Annotated in this window: 14 protein-coding genes; 3 read left to right on the top strand and 11 right to left on the bottom strand. The window is 37.7% G+C overall.

The genetic code is table 11. The features are described from left to right. The first annotated feature begins 87 nt into the window (after positions 1-87). From addB to trxA, 3 genes are all read left to right on the top strand, one after another. Positions 88-3,210 (top strand): double-strand break repair protein AddB, encoded by a 3,123-nt coding sequence (addB, locus tag ACFIMP_RS01790; RefSeq protein ID WP_375685930.1) that lies wholly within the window; start codon positions 88-90, stop codon positions 3,208-3,210. Further along, entirely contained in the window at positions 3,207-6,683 is a 3,477-nt protein-coding gene (addA, locus tag ACFIMP_RS01795) for a double-strand break repair helicase AddA (RefSeq protein WP_375685931.1), read from the top strand. The genes addB and addA overlap by 4 nt, the downstream gene beginning before the upstream one ends. Before the next feature lie 177 nt (positions 6,684-6,860). Next, complete coding sequence (trxA, locus tag ACFIMP_RS01800) at positions 6,861-7,184, top strand: thioredoxin (protein ID WP_273790200.1); 324 nt, start codon at positions 6,861-6,863, stop codon at positions 7,182-7,184. Between the two features lie 680 nt (positions 7,185-7,864). Here the strand turns inward: trxA and tsaE are convergent. The 11 genes from tsaE to gyrB all read right to left on the bottom strand — a co-directional run bounded on the left by tsaE (position 7,865) and on the right by gyrB (position 26,292). Further along, entirely contained in the window at positions 7,865-8,335 is a 471-nt protein-coding gene (gene tsaE / locus ACFIMP_RS01805; RefSeq protein WP_375612787.1) for a tRNA (adenosine(37)-N6)-threonylcarbamoyltransferase complex ATPase subunit type 1 TsaE, read from the bottom strand. A gap of 51 nt (positions 8,336-8,386) precedes the next feature. Then, positions 8,387-10,852 (bottom strand): sensor histidine kinase, encoded by a 2,466-nt coding sequence (locus tag ACFIMP_RS01810; RefSeq protein WP_375612788.1) that lies wholly within the window; start codon positions 10,850-10,852, stop codon positions 8,387-8,389. Between the two features lie 34 nt (positions 10,853-10,886). After that, the gene (gene ahcY / locus ACFIMP_RS01815; protein ID WP_375612789.1) at positions 10,887-12,284 is read right to left on the bottom strand and encodes an adenosylhomocysteinase; all 1,398 of its coding nucleotides are present in this window, start codon (positions 12,282-12,284) and stop codon (positions 10,887-10,889) included. A gap of 713 nt (positions 12,285-12,997) precedes the next feature. Next, positions 12,998-13,996: a complex I NDUFA9 subunit family protein gene (locus tag ACFIMP_RS01820; protein ID WP_375620876.1), complete on the bottom strand. Its 999-nt coding sequence runs from the start codon at positions 13,994-13,996 to the stop codon at positions 12,998-13,000. A 44-nt stretch (positions 13,997-14,040) separates the two neighbouring features. Further along, complete coding sequence (locus ACFIMP_RS01825) at positions 14,041-15,360, bottom strand: bifunctional folylpolyglutamate synthase/dihydrofolate synthase (RefSeq protein WP_375685932.1); 1,320 nt, start codon at positions 15,358-15,360, stop codon at positions 14,041-14,043. 4 nt (positions 15,361-15,364) lie between these two features. Further along, complete coding sequence (gene accD, locus ACFIMP_RS01830) at positions 15,365-16,285, bottom strand: acetyl-CoA carboxylase, carboxyltransferase subunit beta (RefSeq protein ID WP_375611366.1); 921 nt, start codon at positions 16,283-16,285, stop codon at positions 15,365-15,367. A 986-nt stretch (positions 16,286-17,271) separates the two neighbouring features. Continuing rightward, the gene (locus ACFIMP_RS01835; RefSeq protein ID WP_375612793.1) at positions 17,272-17,991 is read right to left on the bottom strand and encodes a sulfate transporter family protein; all 720 of its coding nucleotides are present in this window, start codon (positions 17,989-17,991) and stop codon (positions 17,272-17,274) included. Between the two features lie 1,888 nt (positions 17,992-19,879). Continuing rightward, a complete protein-coding gene (gene coaBC, locus ACFIMP_RS01840) occupies positions 19,880-21,301 on the bottom strand; it encodes a bifunctional phosphopantothenoylcysteine decarboxylase/phosphopantothenate--cysteine ligase CoaBC (protein WP_375685933.1) in 1,422 nt (473 codons plus the stop codon). A 68-nt stretch (positions 21,302-21,369) separates the two neighbouring features. Beyond that, positions 21,370-22,956 carry a 2-polyprenylphenol 6-hydroxylase gene (ubiB, locus tag ACFIMP_RS01845; protein WP_375608982.1) on the bottom strand — a complete coding sequence of 529 codons (1,587 nt, stop codon included), beginning with the start codon at positions 22,954-22,956 and terminating at the stop codon, positions 21,370-21,372. A gap of 2 nt (positions 22,957-22,958) precedes the next feature. Beyond that, positions 22,959-23,741 carry a bifunctional demethylmenaquinone methyltransferase/2-methoxy-6-polyprenyl-1,4-benzoquinol methylase UbiE gene (gene ubiE / locus ACFIMP_RS01850; protein ID WP_375678839.1) on the bottom strand — a complete coding sequence of 261 codons (783 nt, stop codon included), beginning with the start codon at positions 23,739-23,741 and terminating at the stop codon, positions 22,959-22,961. A gap of 118 nt (positions 23,742-23,859) precedes the next feature. Then, on the bottom strand, positions 23,860-26,292 hold the full coding sequence (gyrB, locus tag ACFIMP_RS01855; RefSeq protein WP_375611371.1) for a DNA topoisomerase (ATP-hydrolyzing) subunit B: 2,433 nt from the start codon (positions 26,290-26,292) through the stop codon (positions 23,860-23,862). Positions 26,293-26,763: the final 471 nt, after the last annotated feature.

Below are 26,763 nucleotides of genomic sequence, written 5' to 3' on the forward strand. Positions count from 1 at the left end.
AGTTTTTTCTTGTATGAAAATTGTATACAGTCAAAATAAAGCAAATAATCAATAAGATGAAATTTGTTATTCCCAATATGAGATCATATGACTTATAAACCACGTGTCTTTTCTATATCTTCTGGAATGGCTTTTTTGCCTCACTTTGTTGAGGCACTGCTCTCCGGTACCCTTATTGATAATTTCGCTCCCAATGGAGACATTCAAACTGCCCTTGCCGATAGCCTTATTTATGTTCCGACACGTCGTGCTGCTCGCGCTTTACGTTTAGCCTTTGTTGAAAGAAGCGATACACAATCAACTTTCTTACCAACCATTCGTGCTCTAGGAGATGTCGATGAAGACAGTTTCCTTTTTGTTGAAAATCATACCAGCACTCTGAATCCACCCATTGGAAAAAGTGAACGCTTACTGCTTTTAGCGCGCCTTATTCGCCCATGGCGTGAAAATTTACCTGCGCATCTGCGTGCCATGTTTGGTACAGAAGATGTACTTATTCCGGCTCATAGTGCTGATGCAATTTGGCTTGCTCAGGATTTAGCGCATTTGATGGACGAAATTGAAACAGAAGGAGCAGATTGGTCGAAACTTAAAGATATTGCACCTGATATGGTCGCTGAATGGTGGCAAATAACGCTCGACTTTCTGACTATTGTTACGCAAAATTGGCCACAAATCTTGACCGAAAGGCAACGAAGCAATCCCGCGGAATGGCGTAATCAAGCACTCACAATGCATGCAGAGACTTTGCGATGCACGCAGCCTGATAAACCTATCATTGCTGCTGGTGTGTCAGGTTCTATGCCCGCAGTTTCTCATCTTTTAAAGGTTATAGCTTCTCTGCCCAAAGGGGCTGTTGTTCTTCCTGGCCTTGATCTTCATATGGATGAAGAACAATGGAATGCACTAAGCACAAGCAATAAAGAAAAAACAGCTTGTGATTTTTTTGATCCTGCAGAAAATGTTTTTAGCCATCCTCAATATCATTTAAAAAAACTTCTAACTCTCATGGAGTGTCAACGTCATCATGTTTGCGAAATTGGCCAACAAAGTATAACAAAGAAAAAACGAATGGCTCTTTTATCAGAAGCACTCCGACCTGCTTCTACAACAGATAAATGGATACAAATTGTCCGTGATGATTATGAAAATCTTTGTGCAGATTGGTCATTTATTGAAGCTATAAATGAACGTGAAGAAGCTCTCGCTATAGCTGTTACCTTACGCAAAGCTATTGAAGAACCTCAAAAAACTGCAGCCCTTATTACAAATGACCGTAATTTAGCACGCCGTGTTTCTGCGGAATTACAACGATTTGGAATTGAAGCAAATGATTCAGGTGGCATACCACTTGCACAAACATTGCCTGTAACGCTTTTGCGGCTTATCTTAGAAAATGTATTGCAACCTGATGATCCTATTGCTTTTCTTTCTCTTCTTAAACATCCCCTTACAACACTTCAACAAAACCGTCATCGTTTACGAGAAATGGCAGAAAATTTTGAACTTTTTGTTCTTCGAGGGAATACAGGGCGTATTAATCTTTGCGAATGTGATCAATTTCTTGAAAAATGGATTGAAACATCTTTTCATAATAGTTCTGAAAATAACACCCTTGATCAGCAGAAATGTGAAGAAGCACGTCTCTTTTGTCATCTTTTAAAAAAAGCTGTTGAGCCTTTAACGTCTCTTATGAAACAAGAGAAAGAATGCACCATCAATGAGGCTGCAATAGCAACTGTTGAGGTTTTTGAAAATTTTGGTCGCAATGAGGATAATTCTCTTGCACATCTTTATCAACATGAAGCAGGACAAGCCTTATCAAATTTTTTGCGTGAATTGGTCAGTGATCAATCGGGATTAACATTTCATCTTTGTGAATGGCCCGCTATGTTTTCTGCCATAATAGCAACCCGTTCCGTCGCACCTTCGCCTGGAGGACATCCACGTTTATTCATCTGGGGTACTTTGGAATCGCGTTTGCAAACGGTTGATACAGTGGTCATTGGTGGTCTTAATGAAGGATCATGGCCGATATCAACCCGAAATGATGCTTTTTTATCGCGACCGATGAAAATGATGTTAACTCTGGAACCACCAGAACAGCGTATTGGTCTTTCCGCGCATGATTTTCAATGGGCGATGGGAATGGATAAAGTGGTGATGAGCCGAGCACTACGAGTTGATCATGTTCCTTCTCTCCCTTCACGCTGGCTACAACGCTTAGAAACTGTCGTAGGACAACAAGTTTGGAAACAAATCCGTGCACGAGGTGAAAAGATACGCCATTGGGCAGAGATGCTTGACAATACGGACATGTCTGCTTGTGCAACACGCCCTTGCCCTGTGCCACCCATTGCAGTGCGTCCACGTCATTTTTCCATCACCGAAATAACAACGTTACGCCATGACCCTTATGCCATTTATGCTAAAAAAATCTTAAGGCTCAAACCACTTAAAGCCCTTATTCATGACCCTGGTGCTTCTGAACGCGGAACACTTTATCACGCTATTCTTGCAGATTTTTGCACACAAATAAAAAATCTAAATGCTGCAAATGCATTAGATGTGTTGCTCGCTATTGGACGTAAAGAATTTGATAAGTTTAATTTGCCTGCTGATGTTGAAACAATCTGGTGGAATACATTTGAAAATCTTGCTCCCTTTATTCTGCAATGGGAACAAAGTCTAGAACCCCGAATACGACATTCGGAAGTGGAATCGCAAAAAATACCCATAGGTACAACAGGTGTAACTCTTTCAGGACGTGCTGATCGTATTGATATATTGCCAAACAAAACGGTTGAAATACTTGATTTTAAAACGAGTACACCCCCTTCATCAAAACAGGTTCGCGAATTATTATTTCCACAATTAGCATTGGAAACCGCTCTATTAATGAGAGGAGCTTTTACAGATTTTCAAAATCTGTCCCCCTCAAAACTATTTTATATTCCTCTTAATGGAAAAGGTAAGATTACTCCTCAATTAATTCTTTCAGAAAAAGCGGAAAAAGATCACCAAAATGTTATTAATCTTGGTGAAAGGGCGTGGGAACATCTTATCGCGTTAATGGAGTATTATCAAAATCCACAACAAGGCTATCTTTCACACGCAGTCCCTATGTTAAAACAATATGAAAGTGACTATGATCATCTGGCACGCTTATGGGAATGGTCAAATGGATTTCATAAAGGAGATCAATCATGACTCTTTTTTCTATTCCTGAAGCAGCCCTTGATGCACAAGCAACAGCAACACATCCAAAAACACATGTATGGGTTTCTGCAAATGCAGGATCTGGAAAAACCCATGTTCTAACCGAACGCGTTATTCGTTTGCTTTTAAACGGTACTTCTCCAGCACGTATTTTATGCCTTACTTACACGAGAGCCGCCGCCGCTGTTATGCAATCGCGGATTTTTCGCACACTCTCCAGCTGGAATGAACTCGATGATGCACAGCTTAAAGAAATCTTATCGAAGTTTGAAAACAAACCTATCAGTGCAACAAAAATAACCTATGCGCGCCAACTCTTTGCTCGTGCTTTAGAAACACCTGGTGGTTTGAAAATACAGACTATTCACGCATTTTGCGAATCTCTCTTGCATCAATTTATGCTAGAAGCCAATATTGCTGGACATTTTGAACTCATAGATGATATCAACCGCAAGAAATTACTACAAGAAGCCCGCTGCCAACTTTTAAAGCATCATGATATACAACCCGCTCTAAAACAGCTGCTTAAGGTTATCAGTGAACATACTTTTAACCAATTGCTGTATGAAGCAGCTGAAAAGCAACATAAACTGTCTGATTTTTTGTCTTCTCTTCTGTCTGAAAATGGAGAAGAGAAATTGCGGGCGCTGTTTAATTTAGCACCTGATGATACAAATCAGCAATTACTAGAAAAAATTCAACAGACTGCTCGTCTTCCTCTTTATGCTCTTAACCATTGTGAAACCCATGGGAATAAAAACACTAAGAGTATCATTGAAAAACTTCCTCAATTAGAAACTGCTTGTGATGAAGAAACTATCATTGATATTGTTTCAAATATTTATTTTACAACAGAAGGTAAACCTCGTAATTTTGCACTTATATCGTCTAAAAAATCAGATGAAATTTGGCCTTTTATTCAACAATTGATTAAAGATAAACAAAGCAAGCTTTCTGTTCTTTTAGAAAAATATCACTGTGCAAAAGTTGCCACCCTCAATATGGCTGCTTTTCAGCTTTGTGCCCTTTATCTCAAAATTTATGCAAATTTAAAAAAAGCCAATGGTTTTTTAAACTTTGATGATCTCATTGAGCGCACACTCCATTTGTTACAGCGCAAAGGTGCAAGCCAATGGGTGCACTATAAACTTGATAAGGGTCTTGATCATATTTTGCTTGATGAAGCACAAGATACGAACCCTGATCAATGGAAAATTATTCAACTTTTAGCGCAAGAATTTTTTACAGGTCATAGTCAACGTGACAATATACGTACTCTTTTCGCTGTTGGAGATGAAAAACAGTCTATTTATTCCTTTCAGGGCGCTGCACCAGAAAATTTTGCTGCAAATGGCAAAATTATTCAAAAAAAAGCACAACAAGCAAAGCAGAAATTTGAAAAAATACAATTGAATTACTCTTTTCGCTCCACAGCCGATGTTCTTAAAAGTGTGGATCTTGTCTTTGAAACACCAGAGAATTATAAAGGGCTTTCAGCAGAAAATACAAAAACCATACACGAAGCTATCCGTACTCACAGTCCAGGTGAAGTTATTTTATGGGATGCCATTTCTAAAGAAAAAGACGAATTTCCTGATGATTGGCATGTAACTGTTGATCATTTAGATATACCAGCAGTACGTTTGGCAGAAAAAGTTGCTGAAACGATTGCAGGCTGGTTACACAAAGGAGAAATGCTTCCAGCAAAAGGGCGGTTATTGCGTGCTAGTGATATTATGGTTTTGGTTCGTAAGCGTGATCAATTTGCCCTAGCGCTTTCTCGTGCCCTTAAACAACGCAATATACCCGTCGCTGGTGCAGACCGTTTACAGCTTATAAAACATATGAGTGTGCGTGATTTAATGGCACTCGGACGTTTTGTTTTGCAACCACAAGACGATTTGTCTCTTGCTTGTGTTTTAAAAAGTCCACTCTTTGCGCTTAGCGAAGAGGAACTTTATCAACTTGCCGCTCACCGTACAGGCTCCCTTTGGAAAAGCCTTTGTGAACAGGCATCGTCGCATATTCCTTTTAAAGATACTTTTGAAAGCTTGAGTCAATATCGTACTTTAGTGGATAAAATACCAGTCTTCGAATTCTATAGTCATATCTTAAATGATGATAAGGGACGACAAAAAATTTTAGCGCGCTTAGGCTCGGAAGCCAATGATGTGCTTGATGCTTTTATGGACTACACACTCGCGATTCAAAAAACGGGGTTACCAGGATTACAAGCTTTTTTGGAAACATTAAGTGTCAGTGAACCAGAAATTAAACGTGAGTTTGACCAAAATCATGAAGAAATTCGCATCATGACTGTTCACGCCGCAAAAGGACTGGAGGCTGCTGTTGTATTTTTAGTTGATCCCGGTAGTGCGATTTGGCATCCCCAGCATTCACCTCACTTGCTTGAAGTTCCCTTGAACAATGCATATTTGAGTGACCAACAAGCTTTTATCTGGCGCCCTAATGCAGAATTCGATACAATGCCTTCTAAACAAGCAATTTTGCGTTTAAAAGAGCGTGCTGAAGAGGAGTATAGGCGCCTTCTTTATGTAGGAATGACACGCGCTGAAGATCGCTTGTTTGTTTGCGGGTATACAAATCAGAAAACGCCATCTCATACATGGTTACAACTGGTAAAGAGAGCTCTCGAACCGCATGCGGTAGCTATAAAAGGTCCTGCGGAAGATATTGCAGCTTGGCGTTATTGCATTACACCGCCTTCTTCTACTTCTATAAACCAAAAAATTTCTTCCGTTGAGTGCCAAACACTTCCACCTCTACCAGACTTTTTCTCCCATAAAGTCCCAGCAGAACCGGTGCTCCCAAAACCGTTAAAACCGTCAGTGGCGAGCCTTTCCATTGAAGCTGATACAGAGCTATTCTCAAATCCAAAACAGTTTACCACTTCACCTGTTTTAGGAGCCATGAACACAAACAGAGCTTTTTCCATTGAATATGGTAATCTCGTTCACCGATTGTTACAGTATTTGCCCGATTGTCCCCCACAAAAACGTCGAGATTATGCTCGAAACTATCTCAATATCAAAGCCTCTCATTGGCATGAGAGCCAAAGAGAAGATGCTCTTTGCCATATTTGGAAAATATTAGATCATGTTTATCTCAAACCCCTTTTCTCTGAGCATTCACGTGCTGAGGTCTCCTTAATGGGTATTGTGAAAATTCGTGGAAAAGAACAAGCAATCTCTGGTCAAATTGACCGTCTCTACATCACGCAAAACAGCGTTATCTTTGCAGATTTTAAAACAGGAACCCCGCCAGAAAATGAAGCTGCTATTGCTTCCCATCATTGGTTGCAAATGGCTCTTTATCGAAAATTATTGCAAGCTATTCATCCCGATAAAGATATACAGGCTCTGCTTATCTACAGTAAAGAAGCCAAAATTTTTAAACTTCCTCCAGAAAAACTTGAGGCATTTCTTAGTGAAGTTGCCTTATAAGTTAGTCTTTTCCCTGCAAAGCATTTTTACACTTTATTTACTTTCATAAAATCGCTCAAACAAACACAACGCACAATCCCTGGTATAAAAAAGTCCTTTAATAATTTATCTTTGCAATAACTTGATATGAATTGTTATTATACCAATCTATAAAAGGTGAATATAAAGGATAAATCAATGACGTGTATAAAAGTTGATAAGGACAATTTCGAAAGTGAAGTTCTAACCTCTTCCACCCCTGTTGTGGTTGATTTTTGGGCAGAATGGTGTGGCCCTTGCAAAGTGATTGCTCCAATGTTGGATGAAATTTCAATAGAAATGCAAAATCAAGTTAAAATTGCTAAGGTAAATATTGATGAAAATCCGGAACTGGCTACCCAATACGGAGTACGTTCTATCCCTACATTATTAATGTTTAAAAATGGAAATATTTCATCGAATATGGTTGGCGCTACCTCTAAAGGACGTCTTTCTGAATGGATAAAAGATGGGCTTAGTTAATTCCACGTATAATTACTATAAAGGAGAGAAATTTTGTCTCTCCTTTTGACTTTTTTAAAATATTCTTTTTTGCATTATGTTATAATGAAAAGACAATAAAAATCAAAATTTTAAATGAATTTAAGAATTCGTGCTTTTATGCATGATTCAATTGGCCATTTTTTATAAAAAATTGCTTTGTATGAAGAATATATGCAATTCTTTCCTTATAGGCGCGTTAAAAATATTGGGTGAATGATAATTTCATTAAAGGTATTTCTTCTTAGATAAGACTATTGAGATAGATAGTGTTTTCAACACATAAAGGGAGATTTTAAGCAAAAACTTTGCAAATTACTTTTCTGAAGCTCACAATTTTTAAGCAGAAAGAAACAAGCAATTCACTACAGGTTATATAATGCTCTTCTAAAGGGTTATCACTTCAATTTAAAATTCTCTTATACTATTCTCTAAAATCAAAATTGTAGGTATCAGATTCTCTAAAATAAATTGATGAATTTCTATAAATTAACGGCTGTCCTTTGCAATTTATGTCATTGTTATATAAAAGAGTCAGCATTTCGTTTCATCTTCCATGGTTGGTGCCTCCATGAAGCCTTCTTTATGTTGTCTATCATCTCAGATTTCATAGGTAGTACTGAGATATTATCAAATTAAAAAATGATGATGTTCATGTTTTTTTAAAATGTACGAATTGTAAAAGACTGTTGCAAACATTCAATGGAATGTTGCGCTGATCTAACTGTTACATGACGCCCATGTTCTTTATAGTGTAAGGTGAGTGCAAAAGTGGCGAGTTCTAAAAGAGCTGTATTTCTTTCTGGCCATTCAACAAGTAAAATATTTTTCTCACGAGCTTCATGAAGCCCTAATTCATCAATTTCTTCTGCCATAGAAAGGCGATAAAGATCAGCATGAATAATTTCAAACTTTGGAAGTTGATAGCTTTGCACAAGAGTAAAAGTAGGGCTTGGAACATCCATAGTGTTATCGTTCGCAAGTGTTTGAATGATTGTACGTGCAATGGTTGATTTTCCAGTTCCAAGATCTCCTTGCAGCGTTACAAGATCTCCTGGCTTTAAAGAAAGAGCTAAATTTTGTGCAAAAAGCTTTGTTGCCTCTTCATTTTCAAGAAAAAAACTAAAATTCATTAAAAGTTCCATGAAATGGATGAAAAATTTTTGTTATCATAAAGGTTAAAATTAAAAAATCGTATCTCCTTTGGAGAGTGGGAAAAAACATTTAACTGTTGTTCCTTTTCCAGAACCGGTAAGAATTTCAACATGTCCACCGTGTAGTTCAACGAAACTTTTTACAAGGGAAAGGCCAAGACCCGCTCCCGCACGCCCACCATGGTGTGAATGGGAAGAAAAACGTTTAAAAATACGATCAAGAACGTCTTCTGGGATGTCAGAGCCCTGATTGTGAACGCTAAAGACAATGTTATCATCTTGTTCATCGACGCAAAATTCAATAGTACTCGCCTCCGTTGCAAAATTAATAGCATTACTCAGTACATTCACAAAAATTTGATGCAAGCGCTTTTCATCAGCAGAAATAGAATTTAAGGAAGGAGAAATTTGTTGTAAAAGCGTAATATGCCGTCCATTAAGGCGATCTTCTACACGTGCTACTGCTTGTATCATAGCATCTGCAATATTAACCGATTTTATGTCCAACTCCATAATGCCTGCATCAAGGGTAGCAAGATCAAGAATATCGTTAACAATATTTAAAAGAGTTCCTGATTCTGAATGAATATGCCCAAGATATTCTTGTTGACGTTTATTGATAGAGCCGAAAATTTGATCACGTAAAATATCCGAAAATCCAATAATATTGGTGAGAGGTGTACGCAATTCATAGGAAACATGTTGGACAAATTCATTACGCAAACGATCAGCACTTTCTAATGCTTCATTTCTTTCTTGAAGAGCACGTGCAACATGGACAGTATCTGTAACATTCACAAAAGTAAGCATTGTTTGTCCATCGGGAAGAGGAACCAGAGTATAGTCAATAATCATATCATTTTTAAGATCTATACGACCTGAATATGTTTCACGTTTTTCAGCAAAACCGGTAATGAATTTGGTAAATTGATCCCATTCTTGTCCTAAGGTTAAGGCTGAACAATGGCTTTGTAACTGTGTAATATGGGTCCCTTCTACCAGTAAATTATAAGGAAGAGACCACAATTTCGACAAGGCAGGATTCGATAAACGAAGGCGTCCATCAGTACCAAAAACAACCACGCCTTCGGAAAGTTTATCAAGTGTTTCACCTTGTATTTTAATAAGTGTATTATAACGGCGTTCAAGATCAATTTTTTCTGTAAGGTTTTCGTAAAGCCAAGTGACACCTCCTTGTGGATGAGGGTTCGAGATAACACGCACCGTACGCCCATCTGGAAGATTCCAAATTTGTTGGTTCGATTCTGTTTGTCGATAGGCTTTAAAAAGTTCTTCTTTCCATGCGCGCCAATCGGGGTGTTCAGCAATGAGCCCTTTTTCACGTAGACGTTCAAGAAATAATGTATGGCTTGGTTCACTTTCTAAAAAGGAAGTCTCCAACGGCCATAAAATTTTAAAAGCATGATTACAGAATTTTAATTTTTGGTTTGTATCAAAAATAGCTACAGCTGTTGAAATTTGGTCAAGTGTTTCACAATGGCTTTGAAGAACATAACTTAATTCATGAGCAAGATTTTCATATGCGCTGTCATCACGCGCAAAAGCTGCCATCCCTTCGGCTGTTGTAATACGTGTGAGATGAAAACGATGTCGTTCTCCATCAATAACTGTGTGAACATGTTCTTGAAAAATTGTTTCTATTTCATCTGTTTTGCGTTGTGTATTTTCATTGAAAAGATCCCCCACTTCATCACTGCCTTCACGAAAATCTGTCATTTCTCTAAAGGCGCGATTGATAAAACAAACTTTTCCTTCACAATCTTTTATCCATACGGGCTCTTGAATAAGATCAAGAAGATTACGCTGCATTCTCAGTTCAGTAAGAAGGCGGGCGATATCTTTCTGTAAACGAGCATTTTCACTCTGTTGTTTTGAGATATCTTGAAAACGAGCAATAGCGACTGTTCCTGCGATGACTCCTGTAACTTGCAGCAATACATTGTTTGTGGTGGTGATAGAAAGATCAAAAGGGTGACATTTACAACGTAGTTGAGTCAATGCATAATCAAGTTCTCGCAGAGAATTTTCTTCAACCCAGAGCTCAAAACGCTGAAAATCTTTCTGGTCGATTCCTATTTTTTGCAATGCAGAAAGGGCACCAACGACACGGGGTAAGGTTGTTGGATTTTCCCAAATAAGAAGGAATTGCTCGGTTTCTTCCAGAAGCCATTCATAATATTTAAGTTTTTCAGAAAAATTTGCCTGAATTATCTTCAAAGGCTTCTGTGCAGTTTTTTTTGCACGCATAATAACAGCTAGGCACGTGAGAAGTGAAGCACAAGAAATTCCTCCACACAGCGCTAAAAGCAGCCATGGACCATTCGGCAAAGTGAAGAAAAATGGTAAATAACCTTCCAATGACTGAGCAAAAGCGCATGTTGGAGAAAAAAAGAAAAAAAGGCAAAATATATACGTATAGATTCGGATCTCTTTTTGAGCTTTTTCTTTGGGGTTATAGTCACCAAAGCTGAGCACGGCATCTTTCCCTTTTTTAACCCAAGGAAACGTATTAGTAACGATAATGGTTTGGTTTATAAGGTCCTTGTGGTGAGACTCCAATATAAGCGGCTTGTTCTTCTGATAAAACACTTAATTTTATTCCTAACCGATCCAGATGTAGACGTGCAACCTTTTCATCAAGATGTTTAGGCAAAACAGTGACTTCATTTGTATAGTGTTCTGAACGGGTAAAAAGTTCAATTTGCGCTAAAACTTGATTAGTAAACGAGGCTGACATGACAAAAGAAGGATGCCCAGTCGCATTCCCGAGGTTTAACAAACGCCCTTCAGAGAGCAAAATGATGCGTTTTCCATCGGGAAAGGTGATCATATCAACTTGTGGTTTAATATTTGTCCATGGCAAATTTCTAAGGGCAGCGACTTGGATTTCGTTATCAAAATGACCAATATTTCCAAGAATACACATATCCTTTACTTGTCGCATATGATCTAAACGAACAACATCTTTATTGCCTGTTGTCGTGATGATAATATCAGCACTGGAAGCAGCATCATCCAAATTAACAACTTCATAGCCATCCATAGCGGCTTGAAGAGCGCAAATAGGATCAATTTCTGTTATTTTAACACGAGCCCCAGCACCAGAAAGAGATGCTGCTGAACCTTTTCCTACATCACCATAACCACAGACAATGGCAGTTTTACCAGCGATCATCACATCTGTTCCACGTCGAATACCATCGACCAATGATTCTTTACATCCATATTTATTATCAAACTTTGATTTAGTGACGCTATCATTAACATTAATAGCAGGAAAAGGTAGAAGTCCTTCTTTTTGTAACTGATAAAGACGGTTTACACCTGTTGTGGTTTCTTCGCTTACACCTTTAATTGCCGCGCGCTGTCGTGTAAAAAAAACTGGCGTTGCATCCATACGCTTTTGTATTTGTTTGAAAAAAATTTCTTCTTCTTCTGTTTTGGGATGCGATAAAATATCTTTATTTTGTTCTGCACGACTTCCCATTAAAATATAGTTTGTGGCGTCAGCTCCATCATCTAAAATAAGATTGGAAGGATTACCATCTGGCCATTGGAAGATTGCATCTATATAAGTCCAATATTCTTCCAATGTTTCACCTTTAATGGCAAATACAGGAATGCCTGTTGCGGCGATAGCTGCTGCTGCATGGTCTTGCGTAGAAAAAATATTGCTAGAGCTCCATCGTATATCGGCGCCAATCGCTTTTAATGTTTCAATTAAAACAGCTGTCTGAATTGTCATGTGCAATGAGCCAGAAATACGCGCTCCGCGCAAAGGTTGACTGGAAGAAAACTCCTTACGACAAGCCATCAAACCAGGCATTTCAGTTTCAGCAATATCAAGTTCTTTACGACCATAAGCGGCAAGTGCAATATCTTTGACAACAAAATCTTGAGCTGCCATTCTTCATTCCTTTAAAATAAGTTTTTCCAAGACGGTAGGAGAAATTAAAAAAAAATGCAAGACAAGAAGAGGACTTCTTTATGTGAAAAAGCTCTTTTAAAATCTCCATAAATTTGTGCAAAAAATATGCATTTATGGATCTGAATAGTGATATTACTGACAGAATAAGAGATCTTCATGATAAGTCTTATTATATAAACAAAATTCTATCCTTTTCACGTAACTTTAAAGCTTTTAAAAGTTTCCAGAGGGAATACCTTTTAAATAATAAAAATGGTGCATTGCTTTACAGTTTTTATATTGATTTTTATGGGATCATATCGAAAGTAGTATACTCGTATTCTACTCACTTATGCGGTTGTTGAAAAAGGAAGAATTACTTTAATCTCATTATTAAGCTTTTTAGCAAAATAATATAAATGCAAAGCCATAGATTATCATGTTTATGGATAGGCAGTTCAGAATCGGTTCTTTAGGATTCCAATGTTGCACCTGCTCTTGGATAAAGACAGTTTATAAGAAGTGCTTTTCTCCTGTTTTCAACGATTTTTATCAAAAGACTATAGATATACGATTAAACATTTTTTGTGATACTGAATAGAGTATTTAAAATGTAAAAACATCACTCTATTGAACACTCTGATTTTAAAACCGCTAACAACGCGCTATGAATTATAAATCAAATAATTAACTCAGTTTTGGAAGAATTTATTCTAGACGAGTAGGTTTTGGGAAAATTGACCATGTGGACGAAATCGCCAGAGGTAACTTGGCAAGAATGCTGCCATTGCTCTGGGGGTAATACCCACACCTTCTAGAGTATATCCATTCTCTATAGCTTCTTTAGAAACAATGTTATCCATTTGCAAAAAACGTATCTGATTGGCTGTTACGAGTGTTGGTACAAAAGGCAATTTACCGATTGTTCCCAAAATTCCTCCAATCAATAGACCAGCAGAAAGGGGCATGGATAGGATTGTTTTTTTACGGTGAATAATTTTGAGTATATTTTCAAGAGTATTTTGGAAGGTGATAATCTGGGGACCACCAAGATCATAATTTTTTCCCCAAGCAACCTGTCCATCTAAAGCGCGCACGATAAACTCAGCAACGTCACCAACATACACGGGTTGCAATTTGCTTTGTCCACCTCCAAAAAGAGGCATAATTGGTAAAAAACGTGACAAATCTGCTAAGGTGTTAAAGAAACAATCCTCTGGTCCAAAGATAACGGATGGACGGATAATAATTGCTTGAAGATGCTTGTTGTGAATGATTTGTTCACCCATAAACTTAACACGTGCATAAAGACATGAAGCATTCTCGTTAGCCACAAGTGTTGACATATAGATGAGCGGAATACCAGTTTCTGCTGTTAATTCAGCAACATTGTAAACACCATCAATTTGTGTGTTTTTAAAATTCGATTGACTTGCTTGTTTTAAGCTACCAGGCAAAAACACTGCCGCATCAGCTCCAAGCAATGCGCGTGCAACAGAGGCACGATGCTTGATATCTGTTTTAAGCATTTGGGTTTGTCCTACTTCTCCTATTTGGAGCATATAATAAGCTTTTTGTGGACAACGAACAGCGATACGAACGCGATATCCCCGCTTAGTCAAAGTTTCAACGACATGTCGTCCTACAAAACCGGATCCGCCAAAAACAGTAATGAGTTTAGGATGTTGATAAAGTGCACAATCAAGTTGCATGATTAAAAAGTCTATCTTTCAAAGCTTTAAAAATAGCTAATTATCTAGCACGGTGGTGTTTTATTGTCACGCAAAATATCACCCGCAAGATAAAGAGAACCACTAATAAGAACAATAGCCTCTTTATATTCCATTTTAATTTTATGCAAAGCATCTTGTAGGTGCGCTTTTGGGGCAGCAGGGATTCCTACTTTTTGGGCTGATTTAGCTAAGTCTGTTGGAGAGATACTGGCATTATTGTCAAGCAGCGGTATCGTATATACTTTATCGACAAGGTTAGCTAAAGGACGAAAATAACCGACAGCATCTTTGGTATTAAGCATGCCAGCAATCATAATAATGGGGCGATCTGTTTTTTTTCTCCATTGTGTAAGTTCTGCCGCAATAACTTTTCCTGCAGCAGGATTGTGACCACCATCTAACCATAAATCAATATCAGGAGATAGTTGATCAACCAAAAGTCCTTGGGTAAGATGCTGCATTCGTGCGGGCCAATAAATATTTTTCAAAGCGTCATTTATGGTTTGTTCTGAAAGTTGAAAACCCGCTTGATAAACTGCTTCAAGAGATGCACCAGCATTGGCAACTTGGTGGTCTCCAATAAGGTTAGGAAGGGGAAGATCCATGAGACCTTGATTGTTTTGAAAAACCATACGTCCATGTTCTTTATAACTTTGATAATCTTGATCAAAGAGAGCATAAAATGCTTTATTTTTATTAGCAAGGGGTATTAAAGTAGCAAGAGTTTCTTCATAATTTTGCTTCCCAATGACTACAGGAACGTTTGGTTTGATAATCCCTCCTTTTTGAAAAGCGATTTGAGCAATTGTATTTCCAAGAAAGCTCTCATGATCATAATCAATGGGCATAATAAGCGATACAGCTGGTTTGTTAACGACATTGGTAGCATCAAAACGTCCTCCCAATCCAACTTCTAAAATGACAACATCAGCTGGATGTATACTAAACAACATAAAGGCAGCGGCTGTAAAAATTTCAAAAATAGTAATCGGCTCTTGACGATTTACTTTTATAATTTCACGGATTGTCTCAGCCAATTGGTTTTCTGTAACAAGTTGACCACCTCCTTTTTGACCTAACCGGCAGCGTTCATTCCAGTTGACGAGATGAGGTGAGCTATAAACATGAACGCGGTATCCTGCACTTTCCAAAAGAGCACGGCAAATTGCTGAAGCAGATCCTTTGCCATTTGTTCCAGCGATGTGAATAACAGGGGCAAGTTTTAAATGTGGGTTACCAAGACGCTCTAAAAGGTGAACAATACGCTCTAAAGAAAGATCAAATTTTTTCGGATAATTTTTTAGTAAATCATCCACCACCCTTTGTATTTGACTTTGTTGCATAAACTTAAGCTGCTTTTGTCCTAGAAAGCGATGTTTGAGAGTCTGTTGGGGATGGATCGGAAGGGTTAAAAACAGCAGGGCGTTTCATCATCAAGCGTAAAATACGCGCAATTGTTGTTTTCATTTCTAAACGCGATACAACCATATCAATCATACCATGTTCAAGCAGATATTCACTACTTTGAAAACCTTCTGGTAGGGTTTCGCGTATAGTTTGTTGAATCACACGTGGACCAGCAAAACCAATCATAGCGCCAGGCTCGGCAATGTGAATATCACCAAGCATGGCGTAAGAAGCAGTAACACCACCGGTGGTTGGATTAGTCAGCACAACAATATAGGGAAGCTTTGCTTCTTTCAACATTTCAATCGCTACTGTTGTACGGGGCATTTGCATCAACGAGAGTGTTCCTTCTTGCATGCGTGCACCACCAGAAGCAGCAAAAAGAACCAGCGGACGCCTTTCAGCAATGGCAGTATCAAAAGCTTTGATAATAGCTTCTCCTGAAGCCATACCAAGTGATCCACCCATAAAGGCGAAATCTTGAACAGTTGCAATAATTGGCAAACCCTCAATCGTACCACGTGCACTTAAAATATTGTCATCAACCCCAAGTTTAGAACGATAATCTTTTAACCGGTCAATATAGCGTTTTTCGTCACGAAATTTTAAAGGATCTGTTACAACTTTTGGATTTTCAAGAGCTGTATAAACACCATCATCAAAAAAATGCATGAGACGATTTTTAGCACTGATACGCATATGATGACCAGAATTGGGAGCTACAAATTGATTAGCTTCCAGATCTTTATGGAAGACCATTTCACCACTGGTAGGATCTTTAATCCATAGATTTTCTGGAATTTCACGGCGCCCCAATATAGAGTTAATTTTAGGACGAACATAATTTGTAATCCAGTTCATCTTTATAACCTTCCTTTAAATATTGTGCATCTTTTGCATGATTTGAAAGAATATAGAACTTAAGCAGTCACATTTGCTTTACCGGTTGAACAAAGGAGTCTATTTAATACTTTTATCAGTGTACGTATAGCTTGTTTTTTAATTTTTAATTTTTCCCATATTATAACAATCATATGCATCATGAAGAGTATTCCCTATAATAAATTTCTCATAAGTTTTAAGAACTTACATGTTTGTATTTTTTACTTTGGTGTTAAAATTTACTCCTTGCGATGGTTAACAAACGCCTTATTTTTTAATAAAAATGAATATCCAATTAATCATTCGTATCAACAGTTTTGAAGAAAAGAAACCTTATAGTATAAGGCGCTAACAAGGCTAAAATAATCCATTAAAGATAATGAATACAATAACGCTATATTAGCGAAACGCTAACATCAGAGCAAGATTTTTTTCAAAAGGTTTCTTTAAAGCGCACGCTTTTTACAATTAAAATAGAATACGCTCAAAATACCATTATATTACTCATTTACGTGCTTGTTTTACACAGATATCTTTCAATAATTTCCAAAACTCTCTTATGAAGAATATACACTCTCCATGAATGGTATAAAAGACATTATGCTATCCGTTTTTACTGAAATAGAGGGTATAAAGCGGCACCATCATATTCTTTTTCAGTTTTCAATGCGACGATAATGTTTGCATTAAGAGGATTCATATAAAGATATTTCACGCCTTTTTGAAAGTACTTTTATCCGCACACCACCTCCGTTTATGATATATTAACAAACGATTTCAATTGATCCAATATGAATAGGATTAAAATGAGAAATCCTCATAATATTTAGGTTTTTCACTCATGTTGTGAAACGATAAGTTATCATTATAAATCAATATATTGCTTTAATAAAAGATAAAGCATAAAATTTTATATTATGCTTTCTTTGGCTGGCAAGTTTTATTAACCTTAAAGTCAAGGAACACTATTTTTGTGTAATGCGTGCTATGGTCTTTTGGGAAAGCATTTTGTGTAAATGTGTCATAAAGGCGGCGGCAAAAAGCGGTGTTGCTAGATTAATAATAGGAATCGAAACAAAAATCGCTATCAATAATCCTGCGCCAAAAACTGTTGTGTAATGAGTATGTAAAAAAGCACGCGCATTTTGCTCTGTTCGAAAACGGTAAGCCGCAAACAAGAAATATTCATGACCGAGCAAATAACCATTAATAAGATAAAAAGCAATTAAATTAATACCTGGTATGAAGAATAAAATAAAAGCAATTCCATTACCAAGAAGGCTTAAAATAACAAATTTAAAGGAAATGATAAGAGAACGCTGAAACGGCAAGGCTTGTCCAATAGGCTCGTTTGGGTAATCCTCCTTTTCAATGATTTCAGCAGCAGAGTCAATGAAAAAACCACCAATCATAGCTGTGATGGGTGCAATCAAAAAAGCCAACAAAAGAGCCAACCCAAGATTAAAGATGATAAGCATGCTAAAACCAATCCATCCCGCCCAACTAGGGAGTCCAGGAAGAAATTGAGCAATCCAGGGCCAAAAGTAAGACACAAAAAGTTGGTGCACACATAACCATAAAATGGTGAGAATGAAAAAAGTAACCCCCAATGCTTTCAGTATCATAATACGATATTGCGAGGTCAGAAGACGTTGTAAAGCACGATAAGCAGCAGTAAAAATCATAGATTAATAAACTAAGGAAAGAAGCAAAAAAAACAAGAAATATATTTAAAGTATGTACAGTGTAATTTTTTCTTTCTTTGAATTACAAGATTTTTTTCAAGAACATTATAAAAAACGGTTAAGGTTTCTTTGTTAAAAATAAAGTTTGAATAAATAGAAATTTTGATTTTTAAAAACAAAGAAGAATTTAAAAAGTAGCTGTTGTAGAAGAAATTTTTAGTATTTTTGTACATAGTGTAGATTATTGCGTTTATATGATATATGTAAAAAATTAAGGAATAAGAACTATTTGGGAGAAAAGTTGTTTACTTCTATTTATTCAGTAGAGTTATCTAACTTCGTTTATCTAAGTGCTTAATTGTTTTGCACAATTCCTAAAATTCTGTACTTTTCTACTATTTGGCGGCGTGCTCTTGCCCCTCGCTTTCAAAAAAATATTGAGTTCAATGGAATAGGGGTAACGTAGTCGCTCCGTAGATATTCTAATTTTGGGCAACAGAATGATTAATATGATAGAAGTGGAAAAAATAAGCTTAGGTGATTGACTGTCAGATCCCATAGAAGAGCAGTTTTTTGAGAAGAAGCAAAGAAAGGGAGAAACCACGGATGCTTAAAAATGATGAGATTTTGAATTTTAAAAGCTATAAGTGCAATGAAGTAAGCATTCATTGAAGCACTTTTCATACAAGTGGTGCACTGTATCAAATAATTTTTAGATAATAAAACCACTAATTTATCGAAGAGAATTGATCATTTTCAACTTGAATAAGAATCCCAAATATAGAAATATTCTTTAATTTCAAAGACTCTATTCAACATCAAAAAATTATTTACGTACACATTATAGGCGAGACCAATGTATGGATACAAAGCTTTCGATAAAGGAATAAAAATGCTTCTCATGAAACATCACAATGTGAGGATATCATGGATAAAATTCTAGTTTTTGTGGTCTTGGTATTCTGAAGAGAGGACACACACATTTAATCTTAAAGACCGATCACTGAGGAAAATAATAAAGGCTTCAGTTTCATAAACTTATAGACAGTGGTGCAGTGAACTTTGTCTACACTCCTTATAAGCGTCAGTGTGAGATATGCTTCAAATTGCATTGAGATGTTATAATATCATTGATTTATACATTATTTTTCATAGCGAATAAGAGCTCAAAATAAAGTTGTCATATTTTCTCATTAGCTGCTCTCATCATGAAACAATCAAAATCATTTATTCGTATATCATAAATAGGACCAATATGGGGATAAAAACATTGAAGAGAGAAAATGCTTTTTATAAATTTTATCCAGTGCAAGAGCTTTCTCAAAATTAATGTTAGGCAAAGTGAATGATAGCTTGTTTTTTTATAAGCTGGGGAGACAGTGGTGCAATAGATCCTACTTTTATGAAGACTAGGGTGAGATAGGATTTTTTTAAAAAACATTCCCCAACGCTCATCATACCCACTTCGCAACAGCGTTTGTGAATGGTCTATGGGTAAAGCTCTCGTGAATAATATAAAACTTATAGGGCATCACTAACTTTACGCTTAATAAAAAGAGTACGCTGGCACCATCATCCTCAGTGTTGTCCGAGACAAGCCCTTGGTTCTTGAGACGGTCCATTATAAGCGCTTTTAGTTCTTTCTGAAACGTTTTGTATTCATACAGTTATCCTTGTTTACAACGTGCAAGAAAATGATTTTTATTGATTCAACATGAGAGAGATTGGGAATGAGAGAATCTTATGATATCTGGGATTCTAATTTAATATGAACAATGCGATATTATCATTATAAACCAGAAATATTATATACTAATTGAGATGGATAGACACATATTGTCAGTTCTATTTTATAAGGTGTTTTAATATCAACGCGTTTGAAGAGTTCTTATTTGCAAAGGGGTATATTTTCCTCATGAGGAGTAGGTGTTTTGGGGGCAAGAAATGATACAATCACGTTTGCTAATTTTTGCGCTACGTGTTGTTTACTCATATGGGGCCATTGTTCAACTTTTTTTCTACTTACGAGATAAACTTGATTTGTATCAGCACCCATGACACTTGTACCATCTAGTTGAAGAGAAATATCATTAGCAAGAATGAAATCAGCTCCTTTTTCAACACATTTTTTTTGCGCATTGGCAATGATATCACATGTTTCAGCAGCAAAACCAATGACCAATGAGGGGCGGTTTGGAGCGTGTCCAATCGTTGCTAAAATGTCAGGATTTTCGACCATATCAAGGGATGGTGGTAATTTATGAGCATTCTTTTTAATTTTGTGTAAAGACTGCGTTTGACTGCGCCAGTCACAAACAGCGGCAACAAAGATGGCGCCATCAGCAGGCAATGCGGTTTGAACGGCTTGTAACATCTGTTGTGCTGTTTCAACATGAATGGTTTTTACTTCTTGTGGGTCTGCGAGATTAACAGGTCCACAAATAAGTGTTACTTTTGCACCCAAATGTGCAAGAGCGGTTGCGATGGCATGACCTTGTTTACCTGAAGACCGATTAGCAATATAACGCACTGGATCAATTGGTTCATGGGTAGGGCCAGAGGTAACGATGAAATGGCGGTCAGAGAGAGGTTTTTCATGCACATTCAAAAGAGTCTCTATGGTAGCGACAATAGTTAAAGGTTCGCTCATGCGTCCATATCCTATCTCGTCACGTTCAGCCATATTTCCGATTTCTGGTCCGATGATATGAACGCCATCTGCGCGCAATTGTGCAACATTGCGAATAGTGGCAGGATGCGCCCACATGGACGGATTCATGGCGGGTGCAATTAAGAGTGGACAGCGTGCCGCTAAAAGAATGCAATCAGCCAGATCATCTCCTATGCCATTGGCTATTTTTGCAATGCGATTGGCTGTAGCAGGGGCTAAAATAATAAGGTCAGCATTACGTGCTAATCGGATATGTCCGATATCGTGTTCTTCTTCGCGTGAAAATAAATCAGTATATACAGTACCACCGCTTAAAGCTTCAGCGGCTAAAGGCGTAATAAATTTTTGCGCTGCTTTTGTTATTACAACTTTTAAGTGTGCTCCACGTTCTTGTAAACGGCGAATCAAATCAAGTGCTTTATAGGATGCAATACTTCCACCAATAATAAGAAGAAGAGATTTTGATTTCAATGATTTCACTTCAACAGCACTAGCATGAAGGGGTTGTGTGGTGAGAGGAGAGGGATTGCTTAAAAGGCGTCGGACTTCTTCTTCCATAGAAATACCATTTTGCGCGGCGCGTATGCGTAAAGCTTCTTTGGTTTCAGGAGACAGGTTACGAATGGTAATACTGGCCATAAAATACCTCCAAGAAATAAAATGATTGCAATGATTTCATTGTTGATATTTTTAGCATATTAAGGAGATTAGAAAAGGTGAAAAAAGTAAAAAGTAAGACAAGCGCAACAAAGTGCAATGATAAAAAGACTATAACGACCATAACGGTTTCTATGACTTTGTTCCACAGCAAGTTGTTTGAGGGTAGCAGGAGAAAGATTAAAACCTGTTTTTCTCATTTGATTGAAATCTTCTTCTATCCGTTGGAAATTTTGAACCAATTGTGGTGTTTTGCGTGCCAGCGAAAGGAGAGCTTGTGCTCCTTCACTAAAGTCTTTTGCAACGCCTACGGGTCCTAAATTTTTACTAATCCATTCTTTGACAACGGGTTCAGAAGCTTTCCACATATTAAAAGTGGGGTCTAATGTGCGGGCAACGCCTTCCACAACAACCATCGTTTTTTGCAACAATAAAAGTTCAGGTCGCGTTTGCATGTCAAATAATTCAGTGACTTCAAACAATAAAGTGAGCAATTTAGCCATGGAAATGCTTTGTGCTGATTGTCCGTGAATTGGTTCGCCAATAGCGCGGTTGGCTTGCGCAAAGCTTTCGATATTATGGTGTGAAGGAACATAACCTGCCTCAAAATGGGCACGTGCAACTCGATGGTAATCGCGGGTAATAAAGCCGTAAAGAATTTCAGCAAGGAAATGCTTTTCTTTTTTGCCAAGCCTTCCTGTAATGCCTAGATCAACAGCAACAATACATCCTTTTTCATCTACAAATAAATTACCAGGATGCATATCGGCGTGAAAAAAACCATCACGCAGTGTATGACGAAGAAAAGATTGAATAAGCGTAATAGCAAGCGCCTTCAAATCAAATCCTGCTTCTTTGAGTTTGGAAGTTTCGGATATTCTTATACCATCAATCCATTCCATTGTAAGAACATTACGTCCTGTCCGTTCCCAGTCAATACGTGGAACCCGAAAGCCTGTATCATGTTGAATATTTTCAGCCATTTCAGATATAGCTGCTGCTTCTAAGCGTAAATCCATTTCAAGTCGTGTTGTTTGTGCTAAAGTATCCACCACACAAACAGGACGAAGCCTTCGAGAGGCAGGGATATAGCGCTCTTGTAAATGAGCAATGAGATAGAATCCTCTAAGATCTTTAGAAAAACGTGCTCTGATATTGGGACGAATAACTTTTACAGCACATTTTTTCTTATGGCCAGTTTCATCACTGTATTCAGCTGGATGAACTTGAGCAATAGAAGCGGCGGCAATGGGGGGATAAAAATTTACGAATAAATCATCAATAGAGCGACCAAGAGAACTTTCAATTTGAGCAATAGCGGCAGTGCAAGAAAATGTTTGGACACGATCTTGTAGCTGTGACAAATCTTCCGCAATATCACGCCCAACAATATCAGGTCTTGTGGCAAGAAATTGACCAAGTTTTATGTAAGAGGGTCCAAGCTTATTAATGGCATATGAAATATTTTCAGATCGCTGTTTCTTTTTTGTTTTGCGTCGTGCTAATGCACTCGCTATACGATGACATAGCGCTGGAAATCCTTGAAGATCATCATGAGGAAGAGCACTTAAAACACCTTCACGTGTTAAAACCCATCCTGCACGCATCAATTGAAAGTAAGGGGAAATTTGCACCATTTTTAAATTTTCCAACCTGAATGCAGCGCTGCAATCGCACCGGTGAGATTACGGTACGATACCCGCGAAAACCCCGCATGCTTGATCATATGGGAAAAATCATCTTGCTTAGGAAATTTGCGGATAGATTCAACCAAATAACGATAAGCATCGCCATCATTTGCGATAAATTGACCCAGCTTAGGGATAGCATGGAAAGACCAAAGATCATAAATTTTATCGAGCCAAGGCATCTCGACATTTGAAAATTCTAAACATAAGAAACGTCCACCGGGCTTTAAAACACGAAAAGCTTCTCTAAGAGCTTGATCAATATGAGGAACATTGCGAATTCCAAAAGCAATCGTGTAAGCGTCAAAGCTTTGATCTTCAAAAGGTAGATTTTCTGCATTGGCTTCAACAAAATCAATCAGAGGGGCAAGACCATTTTTTTGTGCGCGTTTTTTGCCAACGCTGAGCATTGAGCCATTAATATCAAGCACTGTAGCATGGGCTTTTTGGCGTGAAGCATTAAGAATACGAAAAGCAATATCACCTGTACCGCCAGCGACATCAAGAACTTTCCAATGAGAAAGTGCTGGTGGGGAAAGCCAAGCAATCATGGAATTTTTCCACACACGGTGTAGCCCTAAGGATAAGATATCATTCATCTTGTCATAATTTTCAGCAACAGAATGAAACACACCATCCACCATGGATTGTTTTTGTGTTTCATCTACTCTTGTAAAACCAAAAGAGTGCTCCATGCCACCCTTGGTTCCTACACGTTCTGTTTCAATTGCCATGTATATGATCTTCCTTATTTTTCTTTTATCGTAAATGAAATAGAGAGGGAATGTTCAACTACGAAAAAACAACGTATAAAACTACGATATTTACACAGCCAAAAACAGAAGAGTACCTTTAGATATCAAGATTGGCAACGCTTAAGGCATTGTCTTGAATAAAAATACGCCTAGGTTCAACTTCATCACCCATGAGACGAGAAAAAAGTGAATCTGCATCGGTTGCATCATTAATTTTTACTTGTAAAAGAGAACGTGCATTGGGATCAAGCGTTGTTTCCCAAAGTTGTTCAGCATTCATTTCCCCAAGACCTTTATAACGTTGAAGAGTAACACCTTTTTTACCGTTTGTAAAAATGCTCTCTAAAAGGCTCATAGGACCAAAAATACGCTCTGTTTTATCTTTGCGACGTAAAAGAACAGGAGGATGATATATGTCGATAAAATTTTGGGAAATGCGATCAATTTGGCGTGCGTCAGTTGAATTTATAAGTCCCACATCAAGCGTAACAACATCTTTAACACCACGCAAAATACGCTCAAAACATAAACTTCCATCTGCTGTATATTGTCCACTCCAACCTTGTTCCATATCATCAGCAATCAGATTAAGGCGGTGTGCTGTAGTATCTGCTATTTTTTGCGCTTTTTCTTGTGTTGCAAAGACTTCAAGATTAAAAGCGCCAGCAATTGCTGCTTGTTCAACAATATTACGGTCATAACGGGTATGAAGACCATTTAAAAGTTGACGTAATATACGAGCATCTTTAGCGAGTTGATACAAATCAGCCCCTGCACGAACTTCTCCCGTTGAAAGCTCAAGCGTTGTTTCTTCTAATCCAGTATCGATCAAGAATTCTTCAAACGCTGCTTCATTTTTAATATATTGGGAAGATTTTCCACGCGATACTTTATAAAGAGGAGGCTGAGCAATATAAAGATGTCCACGTTCAATCAACTCGGGCATTTGTCTAAAAAAGAAAGTGAGCAGCAGAGTACGAATATGGGCTCCATCAACGTCCGCATCCGTCATGATAATAATCTTATGATAACGTAATTTATCCGGCGAAAATTCATCCTTACCGATAGACGTTCCAAGAGCTGTAATAAGTGTTCCAATCATATCAGATGAGAGCATGCGGTCGAAACGTGCTCGTTCAACATTGAGGATTTTACCACGAAGGGGTAAAATTGCTTGATTTTGACGTGAGCGCCCACTTTTTGCTGAACCGCCAGCCGAATCCCCCTCGACAATAAAGATTTCTGATTTTGCGGGATCTCGTTCTTGGCAATCGGCAAGCTTTCCTGGTAGAGAAGTGATATCAAGTGCCCCTTTTCGTCTTGTGAGTTCACGTGCTTTGCGTGCTGCTTCACGTGCTGTTGCAGCTTCTACCACTTTACTAATGAGAAGTTTTGCTTCATGAGGATGTTCTTCCAGCCATATTGAAAGACCTTCATTGACCAAACTTTCAACAATAGGGCGCACTTCAGAAGAGACTAACTTATCCTTTGTTTGTGAAGAAAATTTTGGATCAGGAACTTTGACAGAAAGAATAGCTGTTAATCCTTCACGGCAGTCATCACCGGTTAAGTTCACTTTTTCTTTTTTAGCAATACCTGAAGATTCAGCATAGCCATTAATTTGGCGTGTAAGGGCACTTCTGAAACCTATCAAATGCGTTCCACCGTCACGCTGAGGGATATTATTGGTAAAACACAAGACCTTCTCATGATAGGAATCATTCCACCACAGGGCAACATCAACGCTCATACCATCCTTTTCACTTGCAATATAAATAGGAGTATCAAGCAGAGCTTTTTTTGATTGATCAATATATTTCACAAACTCTATTAATCCACCTTCATAATGCAATTCAACGGATTTAATATCAGCATGACGCTCGTCAACAAGAAGAATATAAACCCCAGAATTTAGAAAAGCTAATTCCCGTAAACGACGCTCTAAAGTTTCAAAATCAAACTCAACCATAGTAAAGGTTTCAGAGCTTGGTAAAAATCTAATTTCTGTTCCACTTTCTTGATCGCAATCGCCAACAACTTTTAATGGAGCATCAGCTACCCCGTGGGTAAATGATATTTCATGAATTTTACCATTGCGTTTGATTTGCAATTTAAGCCAAACGGATAATGCATTCACAACAGAGACGCCAACACCGTGTAATCCGCCTGAAACTTTATAAGAGTTTTGATCAAACTTTCCACCGGCATGAAGCTGTGTCATAATAACTTCAGCGGCAGAAATACCTTCTGTTGGATGGATATCTGTCGGAATTCCACGTCCATTATCACGAACAGAACAAGAACCATCAGCATGGAGTGTGACGTTTACAAGAGTTGCATGACCGGCTAAAGCTTCATCGATAGCATTGTCTACAACTTCATAGACCATATGGTGTAACCCCGATCCATCATCAGTGTCACCGATATACATACCAGGACGTTTGCGTACAGCATCAAGACCTTTGAGAACTTTGATAGAAGCGGCATCATAGTTATTGCTTTGTGCTGGTGAGGTTATTTCATCACTCATAAGTTAGTCCATTCCTGTGTTCAATTTACAATATTTTATCCGCTTTCTTTAAAGCTCAATGTTCTGATCAGTTATTTATGGAATAACCACATTAAATATTTACCGTATATCAGATCTAGATTCAATATCTGTCGATATATAATGGAGAGAATGATAAAATGATAGTGTACTGTTATGCTGTAAAACACTAGGGCGGTGATATAAGGCGAATAAACACTTATGACTTATACAAAAAGCTGTTTCATAAACGATGCTATTTACTTTGTTTATTTTTGCATATGCGTAATGTTTCAGAATTAGTTATGCATTTTTGTGTTACACTAATAAAGGTCTCACTTGTTTTATCCATAAATCAATTTTTCAATCCTAATTCTACCATATATTTAAAACAAAGGTTGCGAGCTCTCTAAGCAGTTCAAACTTTTGTATGTTAGATTGAGGCGAAAATATTGTGTATATTGGTTTGTGTCA

It is taken from the genome of Bartonella sp. AP65SXKL, assembly GCF_042195725.1.
GTDB lineage: Bacteria > Pseudomonadota > Alphaproteobacteria > Rhizobiales > Rhizobiaceae > Bartonella.